General features: G+C 43.8%; 11 protein-coding genes. 8 read left to right on the top strand and 3 right to left on the bottom strand.

Going from position 1 to position 15326, the window contains the following annotated elements:
• Nucleotides 1–148 precede the first annotated feature (148 nt).
• Nucleotides 149–2458 carry a GH92 family glycosyl hydrolase gene (locus tag G337_RS0106930; RefSeq protein WP_028863245.1) on the bottom strand — a complete coding sequence of 770 codons (2310 nt, stop codon included), beginning with the start codon at nucleotides 2456–2458 and terminating at the stop codon, nucleotides 149–151.
• 655 nt (nucleotides 2459–3113) lie between these two features.
• Here G337_RS0106930 and G337_RS0106925 point away from each other — a divergent pair.
• The 4 genes from G337_RS0106925 to ptsP all read left to right on the top strand — a co-directional run bounded on the left by G337_RS0106925 (nucleotide 3114) and on the right by ptsP (nucleotide 9484).
• Complete coding sequence (locus G337_RS0106925; protein WP_028863244.1) at nucleotides 3114–5408, top strand: GH92 family glycosyl hydrolase; 2295 nt, start codon at nucleotides 3114–3116, stop codon at nucleotides 5406–5408.
• Between the two features lie 105 nt (nucleotides 5409–5513).
• Nucleotides 5514–6479: a glycosyl hydrolase family 18 protein gene (locus G337_RS0106920; RefSeq protein ID WP_028863243.1), complete on the top strand. Its 966-nt coding sequence runs from the start codon at nucleotides 5514–5516 to the stop codon at nucleotides 6477–6479.
• 192 nt (nucleotides 6480–6671) lie between these two features.
• Nucleotides 6672–6980: a fructose PTS transporter subunit IIB gene (locus tag G337_RS0106915; RefSeq protein WP_028863242.1), complete on the top strand. Its 309-nt coding sequence runs from the start codon at nucleotides 6672–6674 to the stop codon at nucleotides 6978–6980.
• Nucleotides 6981–6994: 14 nt separating this feature from the next.
• Nucleotides 6995–9484 carry a phosphoenolpyruvate--protein phosphotransferase gene (ptsP, locus tag G337_RS0106910; protein ID WP_028863241.1) on the top strand — a complete coding sequence of 830 codons (2490 nt, stop codon included), beginning with the start codon at nucleotides 6995–6997 and terminating at the stop codon, nucleotides 9482–9484.
• 71 nt (nucleotides 9485–9555) lie between these two features.
• Here ptsP and G337_RS0106905 read toward each other — a convergent pair whose 3' ends face one another.
• Together G337_RS0106905 and G337_RS0106900 are read right to left on the bottom strand one after the other, a co-directional pair.
• A complete protein-coding gene (locus G337_RS0106905) occupies nucleotides 9556–11013 on the bottom strand; it encodes an FAD-dependent oxidoreductase (protein WP_028863240.1) in 1458 nt (485 codons plus the stop codon).
• A gap of 42 nt (nucleotides 11014–11055) precedes the next feature.
• On the bottom strand, nucleotides 11056–11760 hold the full coding sequence (locus tag G337_RS0106900) for a phosphoglycolate phosphatase (protein ID WP_028863239.1): 705 nt from the start codon (nucleotides 11758–11760) through the stop codon (nucleotides 11056–11058).
• Between the two features lie 874 nt (nucleotides 11761–12634).
• Between G337_RS0106900 and G337_RS0106890 the strand changes: the two genes are divergently transcribed.
• The 4 genes from G337_RS0106890 to G337_RS0106875 all read left to right on the top strand — a co-directional run bounded on the left by G337_RS0106890 (nucleotide 12635) and on the right by G337_RS0106875 (nucleotide 15026).
• Nucleotides 12635–13153: a DUF2059 domain-containing protein gene (locus G337_RS0106890; RefSeq protein WP_028863237.1), complete on the top strand. Its 519-nt coding sequence runs from the start codon at nucleotides 12635–12637 to the stop codon at nucleotides 13151–13153.
• A gap of 275 nt (nucleotides 13154–13428) precedes the next feature.
• Complete coding sequence (locus G337_RS0106885; RefSeq protein ID WP_028863236.1) at nucleotides 13429–13764, top strand: hypothetical protein; 336 nt, start codon at nucleotides 13429–13431, stop codon at nucleotides 13762–13764.
• Nucleotides 13765–13809: 45 nt separating this feature from the next.
• The gene (locus G337_RS0106880; protein WP_028863235.1) at nucleotides 13810–14598 is read left to right on the top strand and encodes a CPBP family intramembrane glutamic endopeptidase; all 789 of its coding nucleotides are present in this window, start codon (nucleotides 13810–13812) and stop codon (nucleotides 14596–14598) included.
• Between the two features lie 14 nt (nucleotides 14599–14612).
• Nucleotides 14613–15026, top strand: coding sequence for a hypothetical protein (locus G337_RS0106875; protein ID WP_028863234.1), 414 nt, complete (start codon nucleotides 14613–14615; stop codon nucleotides 15024–15026).
• Nucleotides 15027–15326: the final 300 nt, after the last annotated feature.

The raw sequence follows: 15326 nt of genomic DNA, 5'->3' as shown, positions 1-15326 counted from the left end.
ATTAGCTGCACATTTGTAACCAGCGAAAAATGATGTGATTTGCCTCTCATGTTATCTACCGGGTAAATAACAGAAAGCAAAAAATGCCTGTTATCACATTTAATAACAAGCACTTACGTACAACTTAAAATACTACTATAGAGGCGGTTTATGAAGCAGGCTTTTTACCTGTCATTTCAAAACGCAGCTCGCCGCCTGCGGTAATATCGCTATGTTTAAATGTCCAGTTTTTACCTAACGGCACACCATTGATAGTCACCTCTTTAACATACTTATTAGCCGGACTGTTATTATTCGCAGTAATAGTAAACACCCCGTCCGGCAGTTTTATTTCTACCCTGCTGAACAGCGGACGACCTATGGTGTATTCCGGAATGCCCGGTGTTACCTGATAAAAGCCCATGGCACTCAGCACATACCAGGCTGACATCTGTCCGACATCTTCATTACCGATCAGCCCGTCCGGTGTCGGTGTGTAGAACTCACGCATCACCCGATCCAGATACTCCTGGGTACGCCATGCTTCATCGGTTCTGTTCCACAAATAAGCAATATGATGTGAAGGCTCATTACCATGCATATACTGGCCAATAAATCCGGTCATATCCGGCAGATCTTCACCGCTGGTTGACTCATCCGCTTCAAAGAGTGCCAGCAGATCCTGCTTAAACTGATCCGGGCCGCCGATCAAGGTTTCTAGATTGTCAAAGTCATGGAAAATCTGCCATTTCCACTGCCATGCATTACCTTCGGTAAAGGCAAACTCATCAACAAGGTAGGGGTCAAATTCAGTTTCTCCTTCAGGCAGATAAAATGAGCCGTCTGCATTAACTGCACGGAAGTAACGTTCCTGCGGATCCCAGTAATTAAGATAATATTGAGAACGTTTCTGATATTCCTGTTTAGTTACTTCGTCACCGGCAATCGCGGCAACTTCAGAAACGGCCCAGTCATAATAGGAGTATTCAATACCGTAGGATGCGGAGTTCCACCAGCCGTGCGGCACAATACCCAGATTGATATGATCCTGCATCTGAATATTCTGCACCCCGCCGAGCGTTCCCTGATCCCAGTCAGGAAAACGCGACAGATCATAAATAGTGGTTTCTTTCAGAGCGTGCAGCGCATCGTTAATATCAACTTCAAAACCTTTGGTGACCGCATCGGCTATAATCGATACCGCCGGATAACCAACCATAGTACCGGTATAATGACCGTGCAGTTCCCATTTCGGCAGTAAGCCGCCGTCCTGCTGTTTACGAATAAGATCATTCACATAATCCTGCGCTTTATCTGGATTAATAACCGTCTGCAGCGGATGGAAGGCACGGAAGGTATCCCACATGGAATAAATCGTATAATTCGGTGTTTCGTCTGCCTGTTTAATCGTCTGCTCCGGATCCATAGCACGGTACTGGCCGTCAACATCCTGGAAAATCATCGGCGCAATCTGAGTATGATAAAGCGCGGTATAGAAGTTGGTCTTCTCGGTTGCTGTACCGCCCTCAACTGCAACGCTGCTCAGCTCATCCGCCCAGGTTTTCTGTGCATTCGCCAATACATTGTCAAATCCCCAGTCAGGAACTTCAGCTTCAAGGTTTAACTGCGCGCCCTGTACACTGGTTGGTGATATAGCCAGACGGACTTCAAGCGGTTTATCTGAAGGCGCAAACTCAAAGTAAGAGACTATTTCGTTCGCTTCGATATTGCCGCTGGACTCTGACAAATCAATATCAATATCATCGGCAACGATTCTGCTGCTGATAATCGGAGAAGAGAATTTCGCATAGAAATAGACGCTTTGATTTTTCGCCCATAAATTACTCTTACGATGACCGCGAACCGTATACTCATCAATGATTTCAATTTCATTGAAGGTCGGATCCGGATCGTTACCCCAGCTGGCATTCAGGGTATGCGCTAAATCTAGTTTAATAAACTGAATCTGATCCTCGGCAAAACTGTATTTATGATAACCCACACGCGGGCTGGCGGTCAGCTCCGCTTTAATATTATCGCGCTTTAACAGCATCGAATAATACCCGGGTGTCGCGCTTTCAGAGTCTTTATCAAAAGTGTTATAAACGGCATTTTTCTGATCCGCATAGGGCAGTATTAATATATCCCCGAGATCGGTAATACCGGTGCCGCTTAAGTGAGTATGACTGAAACCGTAAACCGGAATGTCATGGATGGTGCCGTCATCAAAATAACCGGCTGCCGAGCCCCAGCCTTCCATAGTGATATCCGGGCTTAACTGCACCATACCGGAAGGATAAACCGCTCCGGGAAAAGTATGCCCGTCAGGGCCGGTACCGACAAACGGATCAACATAATCAAGCACTTTATAATATTCAGGCTGATCGCCGCCCTCTCCTGAATTAGTGTCTTCGGAATTACAACCGCTGAGGCCGACTACGGCTGCAACTGCAAGCGTTACAATAGAACGTTTAAACATAACCACTCCTAATCTGATAAAGATCCCCATGCAGATAACCAGACTGTACGGGGAATTTCACTGCTGTTTGTTTTTTGCGCAGAAATACTAACCTGCGCTTCGCAATGCTTTAAATGGGATTATTGACGCAATTACTGGACTAAATTACCCGCCCCGGAAAAGTGAGATAATGCTCTCATTTACAACGCTTTTATCTAGGGCCTGTTTATCTTTGAAAATTGCCCCTGTTGAGACTGAAAGTTTCTCAATCAAGGCGCGAAGAATGAAGTTTAGTTGTTCTAAATGAGTGATGAGCAACGCAGAGTGAGGGATTTTCAGCCTCAACCCGAAGGGCTGGGGCTATTTTTACACTCAACATCGTTATCAGTCATTAATGTAGAGTGACTACACTGCATGACTTCTGCCTTGCTGAGCACAAAAATAGCCTCCAGCAGGAACAAAGAGCAAAGATAAACAGGCCCTTATTGAGAGTGCAGTCACAAAACATTTTCCTGGTTACATAAGTCCTATAAAAAGCACATTTTTCACCTATCTCTTGGTAAGTATCAAAGCATAATATCGTCTCTATGAAGACTGCCGGAGCGCAGCAGAGCATGCTGGGACGCACTGTTAATAAATTACATCGTGTTTGATTCACTTAAACTAGAGGTCTCTTATGTTCAAAAAACGCACACTGGTCATTGCACTCACCGCCGCCATTACATCACTAGCAGGCTGCAACTCAGAAACAACTGAGGAGACGGATCCGTCCGAACCGGTCAATGTACTGCAGTATGTTGATCCCTTTATCGGCACCGGGTTCAACGGCCACACTTTCCCGGGTGCAGTTGTGCCGGAAGGTTTTGTGCAGCTTAGCCCGGATACACATTTAACCGGCTGGCACTCTTCCAGCGGCTATCATTACGATGACGACACGGTATACGGCTTCAGCCATACCCATTTAAGCGGCACCGGTATCGGGGATCTCGGCGATATTCTGTTTATGCCCTACAGTGATGATCAGCAGCGTGAGTCTTCAAAATTCCAGAAAAGTAATGAACAGGCGGGTGCCGGTTATTATCAGGTTAAGCTGGATGATTCAGGTATTAATGCAGAGCTGACCGCAACACAGCGTGTCGGCCTGCACCGCTACACATACGCAGATCAGCAGTCTCAGAAACTAAAAGTGGATCTCGGTCATACCCTCAATGAAGACTGGGGCGGAGTAAGCCTGGAAAATGAAATCACCTTTGTAGATGAAAACACCATTATAGGTAAACGTATCAGCGGCGGCTGGGCAGATGGTCAACAGGTATTCTTTATCGCCAAATTTTCATCGCCTATCAAGTCATACACTATCACTAATGAAGGAGAACAGGTCGACGGCAGCACGGCTAACGGTAAAGATGTGGTCAGCTTTATTGAGTTTGAACCTTCAGAGAGTCCGATCGAAATAAAAGTCGCCCTGTCACCGGTCAGCACACAAGGCGCTGAAGACAATCTTAATGCTGAAGCAGCATCCATAAACTTTGATCAGGCCCGTGCTCAGGCAGAAAACAAGTGGAAAGACAGCTTAGAGAGCTTCCAGATTGAAGGCGGCACAGAAACAGAAAAAACTATTTTCTACAGCGCGCTTTATCACACTAAACTGGCGCCGATGATCCATCAGGATGTGGACGGTCAGTATCCGGGCATGGATAAAAACATTTACCAGAACTTCGACGGCAAAACCAACTACACGGTTTACTCCATGTGGGATACCTTCCGTGCTCTGCATCCGCTGAAAACCATCACCGAACCGCAGCGTGCCGTAGATTACGCCATGAATTTAATCCAAAAACAAAAAGAAGGCGGTCTGCTGCCGAAATGGGAACTGCACGGTAACTACACCGGCACTATGGTCGGTTACCCGGCGGTATCTGTGATTGCCGATGCGATGATCAAATACCCGCAGGAATTCACCCCACAGGACTTTGAAGATGCAATGCTGGCAGGTATTGCCAGCTCTACCTGGCATCCAGAAGACTTCCAGCACTGGGACCAGGAACTGCTCAGTAAAGTAATGACCCTGCATATCAAATATATAGATGAAGAAGGATTTGCACCGGCAGATGAAACCGCCGAGTCAGTCTCCTACGGCTTAGAGAATGCTTATTACGACTGGTGTATCGCGCAGATTGCGCAGCTCGCCGGTAATCAGCAGGTATATGATACTTATATGCAGCGCTCTAAAGGTTTTGAGCGTTATTTCGACTATAACCCGGCTGAATACAGTGAGCATAATGTCAGCGGCTTTATGCGTCCGGTATTATTAGACAGCAGCTGGCGTACACCTTTTGACCCCTACAATGCCGAGCATGAAACCGGTGATTATACCGAAGGAAACAGCTGGCAGTGGACCTGGTTTGCTCCGCATGATATCAACGGTTTAAAAACACTGATGGGCGGCGAAGAGGACTTCAGGAAAAATCTGGACGGATTATTTAATGCTGAAGAGCAGGAAGGCACAGCAGATATGACAGGTTTAATCGGCCAGTATGTACATGGTAATGAACCGGATCAGCATGTGCCTTATCTGTATAACTACACCAGTACGCCGTGGAAAACCCAGGAGTATGTTGACCAGATCCTCGAAGAGTTTTATCTGGCAACTCCCGAAGGCATTGTCGGTAATGAAGATGTCGGTCAGATGTCCGCCTGGTACGTCTTAAGCGCATTAGGTTTCTATCAGATAACGCCGGGAGACAGTACCTATACCATAGGACGCCCGCTGTTTGACAAAGCGACCATACCGGTAGAAAACGGTGAATTTACCATTACTGCAGAAAATAACGGCCCGGACAATTTATATGTCAAATCGGTCAGCATTAACGGTCAGCCGCTGAGCGAAGGTCTGTTCTTTGACCACAGCGAATTTAAAGCCGGCGGTACCCTGCACTTTGTTATGAGTGCAACACCTCCCCAGTCTTAATCCCAAACCGCCGCCGCATTAATATGCGGTGGCTTCACTGCCCCGATAAAGAAATACATACATCTTTCTATCCCTCATAAATGCCAGATAACTTAGGAAAACTCCATGTTCAAGATAGTAAAAAAATATATATTCACAATCACACTGCTGACCATAGCGCTTGCTCTGACAGCATTAAGCGGCTGCAGCAGTATCGACAGCAGTCAAGGAAAGAGCAGCCGGGATAAAGCAGAAAATACCCAGCTGATAGGTCACTTTTTTGGTATTTTTGGTGATGACTGGGAAAACCGCCTGCGCGATGATACCCCCTTTGAAAAGATGGATTTTGTGTATATCGCTTTTGCTCATCCCTATGATCAAGATGGTGACGGAATCTACGAGTTAGGTTATGAAAATGCTCATAAAGAAGCGCCTTTCAGCGATCAGGAGCGTATCGACCAGATAGTTGAATTAGCCCGTGAAAAAAATCCTGATATTAAACTGCTTATTTCTGAAGGCTGGAGCATACAGGATTACTGGAAAAGCGCACAGAATCCGCAGGTATTTGCCGAAAGCGTAGTTACAATGATACGTGCTCATAAGCTTGACGGTTTCGATATGGATTATGAAATTGAAGGAGATCCTATTACCCTGCCTCAGTTTACAGCGCTGGTTAAGGCACTCAGAGAACGCCTGGACAAAGCAAGCATTGAAGATAAGCGCGGTGATAATCCCTATCTGTTAACTATTACACCGGATCATACCTCACTGGCGGTATGGGATGGAAAAGTGGTTAATGATAATTTTGATTATGTAAACCTGCAGACTTACTGGGGCGAGCGCTTCCATTTTATCGACCAGTTTGCAGACAGCGGTGTGGATGTATCAAAAATGCTAATCGGTTTAGCCAGTGAAATCCACAACCGCCCGTCTGATTCACCGCAGCCGTTTATTGATATCGCCAGAGAGCACGGCGCCCGAGGCATCTTCGCCTGGCGGGTGGATACCGACAGCCTTGATGAACAGGGCATTCCGCAGTACAGCATCGCCCATCAGATGTGGGAGCTGATGGGCCGGGACAAGGCGCAGTAACCCTGCTCTTACTAAATCATGCACCGGACAGTTTAACTGTCCGCTTACCTGCCCTTGTAAACGAGACCTCGATCACGCTTATTTTCAGGTGTTACAAATGTCCAGCAAAGGGTTGCTTTCTCTTCTACTAAACATTTCAGCAAACTTCTATATTAGCATCATCAAAAATAATCCTCTCTTAAGGAGATAATGATGAAAGTTGTCGCAGTTACCGCCTGTCCTACAGGTATCGCACATACCTATATGGCCGCTGATAAACTCAGTGATACCGCTAAAAAACTCGGTATTCCCATTAAGGTTGAGACTCAGGGAGCAATGGGTATCGAAAACCGTCTCACCGAGCAGGACATTCACAGGGCAGATATTGTGGTAATGGCGGCCGATATCAGAGTCGAATACGGCGAACGCTTTGAAAGCAAGTTATGCATCAACGTCAGTATTCAGGATGCACTTAAGAAACCCCAGAATATTTTTTCCCAGTGTCAGAAATTGATGAAATGAATAAGGCCAACTCCATGAAAAATGAATTAAAATTTAACTGTAGTCTTGTAAACGGTATTCACGCACGTCCGGCCAGCCACCTGGAAAAAGTGTGTAAACAGTTTGATTGTGAGATCACATTGACCAACCTGCGCAGCGGCAATACGGGTAATGCTAAAAGTGTATTATCTTTAGTCGGCACCGACACCCTGCTTAATGACGCTTGTATTCTTACTTTTGACGGTCAAGACAGCCGGCAGGCGCTGCACAAACTGACCCAATATATTAATAATGAATTTGCTCACTGCGATCAGGCTTTAGATAAACCCGGTGCCAGTGAAGCTATCGTACTGCCGCAGTCGCTGCTGCGCCACCAGCCGACTCTGCTGCAGGGCAAATGCCTGGCATTAGGCATAGGCAAAGGCCTTTTAATCGGCAATGAAGATATCAATCTCAACCTGTTCCGCACAGAAATCCAGTATGATGAAACCGCCCGTTTTGATAATGCCCGCCAGCAGGTCACTAATAACCTCGAGCTGGCAGTACAAGGTGCCGACGGTGCTGAAAAAGAGATTATCAGCGCACACCTGTCTATTCTTAACGACATCACTTTTGTTGATGATATCAAGAAACATCTGGCCGGCCAGTCAACAGCCAATGCAGTATTAGCCAGTCTTGAAACCGTCAGTCAGCAGCTGGAACAGTCATCCAGTGCTTATCTGCGTGAGCGTGTTGTGGATATACGCGATGTTGCCACGCAGCTTCTCTGTGCAGCTTACCCGGACATTAAAATCACGGCTAAGCTAACCTTAACTGAGCCGTCGATTGTTATCGCTAATGACCTGACGCCAAGCCAGTTTCTTGGTCTGGATAAAGAGCTGCTGCAGGGGTTAATACTTACCCATGCAGGCAGTACTTCACATACGGTTATTCTGGCACGTGCCTTTAATATCCCGACATTATCGGGCATTGAAGCCGCCCAGTGTACAGATGCTCTAAACAGTGAAGTGTATCTGGATGCCAGCCTCGGTGTACTGGCGGTGCAGGCCAATGAAGGAGTACGCTGCTACTTTGACCGCGCTATCACTTTGAACCAGCAGCTAAGCGACAAACAAGGTGCTTATGCTGCCCTTTCCGCACAAACCAGTGACGGTAAAGGTATTGAAATTGCAGCTAATATTGCCTGCTCCGTTGAAGCGCAGCCGGCATTTGAAAAAGGAGCACAGGGCATTGGTTTATTCCGCACGGAAATGCTGTTTATGGACCGCAGTGAAGCGCCTAAGGAAGAGGAGCAGTACCAGCAGTACCGTCAGGTTTTACAGGCGGCCGGTGATAAACCGGTGATCATCCGCACCATGGATATCGGCGGTGATAAACCCATTGATTATCTGAATCTGCCGCAGGAAGCTAACCCCTTCTTAGGTTACCGTGCCGTGCGTATTTATCCGGCCTTTATCGACCTTTTCCATAACCAGCTTAGTGCCATTCTTCGGGCTTCTTTACATGGTAATGCGAAAATCATGATCCCGATGATCCAGAGCATTGAAGAGATCCGCTGGGTTAAAGAGCAGATAGAAATAGTAAAAAACAGACTGACAGCACAGGAGCTGGAATTTGACAACGATGTGCCGCTGGGCATTATGGTAGAGATTCCAGCCGTTGCATTTATTATTGATCAGTTCTGTCAGGAAGTTGAGTTTTTCAGTATCGGCTCAAATGATATGACCCAGTACCTGCTCGCCGTGGACCGCGATAATGACAGCGTAGCGCACCTGTATAACAGTCTGGCGCCCTCCTTCCTGCGTATGCTGGATCAGGTAGTCAGTACCGCACACCAGTACGGCCACTGGGTCGGTTTATGCGGCGAGCTCGGCGCAGATGCCAAAGTACTGCCGCTGCTGATCGGTGCCGGTTTAGATGAAATCAGCATGAGCGCGCCTAAAATAGCCCCGGCTAAAGCAGCCCTCAGCAAACTTAACAGCAGCGACTGCCAAGAGCTTTTTGAACAAGCCTGCTTGTGTCCGACCATAACCGATGTACAGGCACTGCTGGATAAGGCTTCTGCCACTCAGGAAAGTAAACCGCTGTTATCTACAGAGTGTGTCTTAAAGAATGCCGATTTTTCCTGTAAAGAGGAAGTGATTCAGTCAATGGTTGGTAATTTAGGCCTGCACGGACGCACCGAGAATACCTATAAACTGGAGGAAGATATCTGGGCAAGAGAAGCTGTATTCTCTACCGCGCTGGGACACGGTTTTGCGATTCCGCATACTAAATCTGAGCATATCCGCGACTCGAGTATCAGTATTGCCCACCTTAATAAACCCATTGACTGGCAGTCTGATTCCGGTGATGTGGATGTGGTTATTATGCTGACCTTAAATAAAGAACAAGGCGATCAGCATATGCGTATCTTCTCCAGCCTGGCACGTAAACTGATTCATGAGAGTTTCCGCGATCAGCTGCGCGACAGTAAAGATGAAGCAGGCATTATCAGCATGCTGGAAAAAGAGCTGGCAATTTAATCGCTAAATCAGAAGGTATTAAAAAGCCGCCGAATTAAAAACAGGCGGCTTTTTTATTTATGTACAAAAACTTAAGGTTTTGTACTGTTGATATGGGCAAAAGACAGCGGAAACTCACGCTCTTTAGTTAAAGCTTCGGCGCGTAATGTTATGACCTGCTCACTCACCCGTTCGCTGACTGGAAAAGAACGTAATGCTTTGGTTTTTTTATCCACCAGCCCGGTACTAATAAGCTTCTGCAGAATAACATCGGCAGCGGTTAACACCGAGGATGCTTTAACCGTTTCACAGCGCGCATAGTTATCTCCTACAAAGGAAACATCAGCAGCCCGCAGTGTCGGATCACCGCCGGGTATCTGCTGTGCACCAAATAACGGTTTAGCACCGATCTGCGCGCTGCTGAAACTGGGAATATAAGCACTAAGATGGGCAATGGCACGATTAGTACGCTTTATGATTTCCGGCTCAGTCCAGCTCTGATCTATTTTATTTAAAAAGACTTCCGCCAGTTTAGGCTGCGCACTCTGCTCTGTACTGGCCGCTAAGCCCTGTTTAAACAGAGTAATATCTTCGGTCATGCCGTGCAGCTGAAAGTAACCGCCCGGATACGGAGTAAACTGCGCCATGCCCTGCGGCGTGCCCCGCTCTCCATGAAAAACTACTTCCGGCCAGATACAGTCACACTCAGTCCACCTGCTGACATAGGCGGCCTTAAACTCAACCAGACGCGGCCGTTTAAAACCTAACAGATCATCAATCAGACCGCTCCTAAAACCAGCCGCATTAATTAAATAATCAAATTCCCCCTGCTTGTTTAAACCAGCCTGCTGATAATCAACCAGCCAGCCACTGCCGGGTAAAGCCGGGCTTATTCTCGTCACCGTGCTGTTAGTCAACACCTGACAGCAGGTATTAGCTTCGAGGGAAAGTGCAGCCGAAGCCCCTAAACGAAACATATTTAAACCAAATTCATGCACCATAATCAATGGAAACTGCAGCTTGTCCAGATCCGCATTTTTAGCCACAGGAATCATCCACTGCGCTAAAGTCTGCGGTTTATCAAGCGGCTCCTGCAAGGCTAAACATTCAAGCTCTGTGCGGTCAAACAGCTGAAAATAATCCTGACTTTCACCAAGCACTTTGTTTAAAGGATCAAGATTAATCAGACGTTCATATTCAGTTTGTAACGTCTTAAGACGCGGCAGCAGCTGCTCCGGCGTACCTTTATCATGTTTAGGCACAGCTACTACAGTGGGTCGATAGTCAGCAGCATAGGGATATAAACGCAGCAGATCAATAGACTGTGCCAGCAGGGTTAAACACTGCTGTTCGGAAATTTCCCGGTATAAGTTGCCGCCGGCATGCAGATGACAGATAGGCGGACCGTTAACTAAACTCGGCCCTTTTTCAAGAAGGGTAATATCCAGGCCTAATTCACTTAGATATAACGCTACGGAAGCGCCGGCAATACCGCCGCCGACAATGGCTATTTTTGCAGGTTTTAATTTAGCTTGTGTAACGTCTAACATGCTGACCTTAAAGTAATAATCGACAGAAGGTAAACGCGGCAGTTAGTCTGCCAGCGCATATTCATTAGTATTGCCTAATACAGCAATCAGATCCGCAAAGTCGTCAAAAACAAGGTCAGGATTATGCAGGCCGATATCTTCGCCGTAATTATACCCGTAAGTTAAACCGACACTCTGCATAGAAGCAGCATTCGCCGCCAGGATATCATTCTTTGAATCCCCGACCATCACACACTGCTCCGGGGTCACATTGAGTTTTTCACAGATATGCAGTAACGGCAGCGGATCCGGTTTACGTTTTTCTAAACAGTCACCGCCTAATAATATTTCAAATAATCCGGTTAACTGCAGCCCTTCAAGAATCGGTTCAATAAAATCAAAAGGTTTATTGGTCACAATCACTAAACGGTAACCGTGGGCTTTTAAGATTTTTAAGGTTGAACGTACCTGCGGATAAGTGGCCGTTTTAATGCATAAATTGTTTTTGTAGAAATCTAAAAAAGTCTGCAGGGATTTTTCAAGTAAAGCAGGATCAAGATCTTCAGCAACTTCTGACTGACCAGATAAACCGCGCTGCACTAAAGTACGCGCACCATTACCTACCCAGGAACGGATAATATCTTCACTGAATGTCGGACGCTCCAGCGTGGTTAACATATGGTTTACGGCTAATGCTAAATCCGGCGCACTGTCGATCAGCGTGCCGTCTAAATCGAACAAAATGACTTGTTTATTGGTAAATTTCAATTTTTTTGACCTTGATATAAATCAATTATAGAAAGCAGTCATTATGCCTGTAATATTCAAAAAAGTAACTTTTGATCGCGGTTGGGGGATGAACTACAGGAGAAGCGTTTTTATTTAGCAGTGCTTTCAATAGTACAGCTGAAAAGGTAAAACTCTTCAACATTTGCAGTTTTGGATAAACCGTAACTGCAGCAAAGGTTATCAGGAGCATTTCCAAGTTCCCTTATATAAAAAAAGGCTCAGATGTGTTTAAAAAATGTGTATATCTTCCGAGTAACACATTAGTTGAATCACGATTCAGCATATATATTGGCAATTTATTGAATTGATTTGATTTTTTGGTTATTGTGACATTTTAAGTAAAGAACATACACAACAAGACAATTGCGTCACTGCGATGTATGTAAAGCTGTTAGCTGTCATAGGACTTATTCGTTTCATGTTGATTAAGCTCAGAGAGTATTTCCGCAACTTAATAAGGTCTAAGTTTATATTTAATTTGGAACATTTATACAGCAATATTTAGTGGCTACATATCATGGGAAGGCGAAGTTATTTACTTTAATGAAGAGCCATTTTGGTTCTTTTGGTTTTTTATTGAAGTGTATACATTGCCCGTAATTCTTCTTTGCTTAGTTTCAATGGAGTATTACTGGCATCGAAAACAATTGAAGTATGTAAGGGTTGTAAACCCAGCTATGAAAGTAAAACGTTTACGAAGAAGAAAACGGAAAAAGAAACGACTGCGTTAATTACTGATATTGCCAGCTAATAAGTCGTTTAAACAGACATAAAACAGTTAGCTTTTATTTAGGCGTTACAGCTTAGTGTTTGCCTAAAATAGTTTTGTTTTAAATTAACAGGAAAAATGTGAATGAATAAATTGTGTTGTATTGTCTTACTCTCGCTTGTTGCTATTGGAGTAAGTGCGGGTGAAAAAGAAGCAAAGATTAAAACATTGATGGAAGCACAAGGGCTTTTAGAAATGTTTGATAGTCAATTGGAAATGGGGAAAATTCAAGGAGAGAAGATGGGGCAAGAAATGATGTCTCAAATGTTATCTCAAATTAACCCAAATGAAGAATTCCAGTCTCGTTTTCAGAATGCTTTTAATAGCTTCATGGGTAAGATGCAAGCACCTTGGGGCGCAGAAGAAATAGTTAAAGTTTGGGGACTGTACTATGGTAAAAATTTCAGTGACCACGAATTAGATCAGTTAATTGAGTTTTATACGTCGCCAATTGGTAAAAAAGAAGTAGCGGCTAGCAAGTCTGCATTACCCGAATTCTCAATGCACTTCCAAAAACTAAGTGAACCTATTTTTCAAAAGGCCACTCAAGAATATATTACAGAACTTAAAATCGTTGCTAAAGAGTGCAATTGTCAGAAATAGTTTGCTATAACAAATAACCCATTAGGGTCAGGTATTACGTTTTGCCATTCAAAGCAAAAGGCAAGACGCGATCCCATGATCTGTGTGAAAGCTATTTTTCAAATGAAAAATTCAGTGCTAGTTTTCGTTCAGTCGGTTATGAAAATTTTTACAACCTAAGAAGTTAATCAACTAAGCTAAAACAGTGGGTTATAACTACGCGATTTTAGCCCGCAATTTTTCGTCAGTTATTAAAACGTTAAATGCCTACTAAGTATAAGGAGTATGTTTGCATCATGGTGGAAAACTTTGCCAAATTCACAGGGTTAATTATGATGACTGCAGCTCTTGTCGTAACAATTCTACTGCTTACCACTATATTTCAGGTTTTATATCAGCCCGAATCTGTCGCAGCTGTAAAAATTATTGGGGATTTCTTGTCAGCTCAGTTTCCCCTATTTATTTCAGATATTAGAGAAAAAAGGGATGTTCTAGATGTGGATCCATCAAGTAGGCTGCTGATCGTCTACTTTGTTGCCTCTATCGCATTAGTGGCTCTTGGTTCAGTGCTACATGCACTTGTCAGCGGAGCAATATCATTTCTAAAGTTTGCAAGAAGGTCGGAGCAATAGCATCTAACAAAGGAGTTAGACCACTAATGAACAATAGGCTCAAGGATGAATAAAAATCAACCAAATTTATTAATTGCATTCGCCATTGTAATTACCTTATTTGCACTACAAATTTTAATAGGCGCAGGCTTTTACGATGCTGGTATTATTTTCAAATATGGAGATCCCCAATCTTCAGTTATTTCTGTGCTATCTACAGGCATTATAATTACAGCTTCAATGCATTTTACAGGGCTCACTTATCCAACGTTATTTCACTCCTCAATAAACTCTGTTTCTAGTACAGTAGCCGTATTATTCCCTCCCATTTTTATTGTTATTTTGGGGGCTATGTGGTGGTTTGTTGATTTTATTTCATTCATCGCGTTGTTCATGCCGGAAGATAAAGCTAGTTTAGATATGCTCAATCGAATGATGAGTAGTGGCTTTATAACTATAATTGCAATTTGCGTTATAGCACCTTTATTAGAAGAAATGCTATTTAGAGGTATTATTTTAAGAGGCTTTTTGAGTCATTATTCTCCTAAGAAATCTATTATTTTATCTGCATTACTTTTTGGAATATTTCATTTAAATTTATACCAAATACCAGCAGCGTTTTTTTTGGGGTGTTTTTTTGGGGGACTCTATTATTTTAGTCGTTCTCTTTGGCCTTCAATATTTGCACACGCCATATACAATGGTGGTATTTATATGCTGTCAATGAACAATACAAACGAGTTTAATTCCTTTATCACAAACATTATTACGTTTATTGTATCTCTATGCGGCATTTTACTACTTGCACGAATTTTTAATATAAAATTAAACCTTTATATTCGTAAGTTAGATTAAACGATGGAGTTACCGTGGGACTTGTTTTAGGGCCTTTAATTATCTTTTGGCTGATGATGGGAATTTATTCTTTAAAAATGGGGTATTCATTGTTGACGAGTTTACCCCTGCTTCCGGATGCAGCATTAATTACTCTTATTGCAGTCTTCTCTCTACTGTCTTACATATATTTAGGATTAGAACGTTTTAAAGCCAGCAAGAAGCTTTACTGGTGTGATATTCCTTTATTCTTCACGGCAAATAAAACATCTTTTTTTATTTTTTTAATCGCGGCATTGATGCATTGGTTTGGTTCGAATTATTTAGAGCATGAATATATAAGGCCGGTTCCGTTTATTATCGTATTTACAATTTCTTTTGGGGCTCTTGCTGGTACTTTTAGCTCTGAAGCATTTATGAACAAATACAACATTGTACGAACTCACTAAAAATAATTAACATATTCTGGTCTAATTAAATAACTAAGCTAGGTTATTAAATCAGTTACATCAGACATTTCAAATACCCCCATGGTATTCCTCTGCTCTGACATAATCGCTTTTACCTTAGGTACTGCAAACCTTTCTAAATATGACATTTCAGAAAAAATAGGAAAAAATAAGAAAAAATAAGGCCCCCAAAACACTTTCCATCGTAAGCGTCCGGCAAACTACACTGAACGCTTTTTATAATTCCACGGTAAGATTTCATCGACTAGCTCGGGTGAGCTGCTGAGGTGATCTAAGCAA

Origin of the sequence: Psychromonas aquimarina ATCC BAA-1526, assembly GCF_000428725.1 — a bacterium.
Classification (GTDB): domain Bacteria; phylum Pseudomonadota; class Gammaproteobacteria; order Enterobacterales; family Psychromonadaceae; genus Psychromonas; species Psychromonas aquimarina.
The sequence above is the reverse complement of the archived record's forward strand: the minus strand, read 5'-3'. Positions and strand labels throughout refer to the sequence as shown.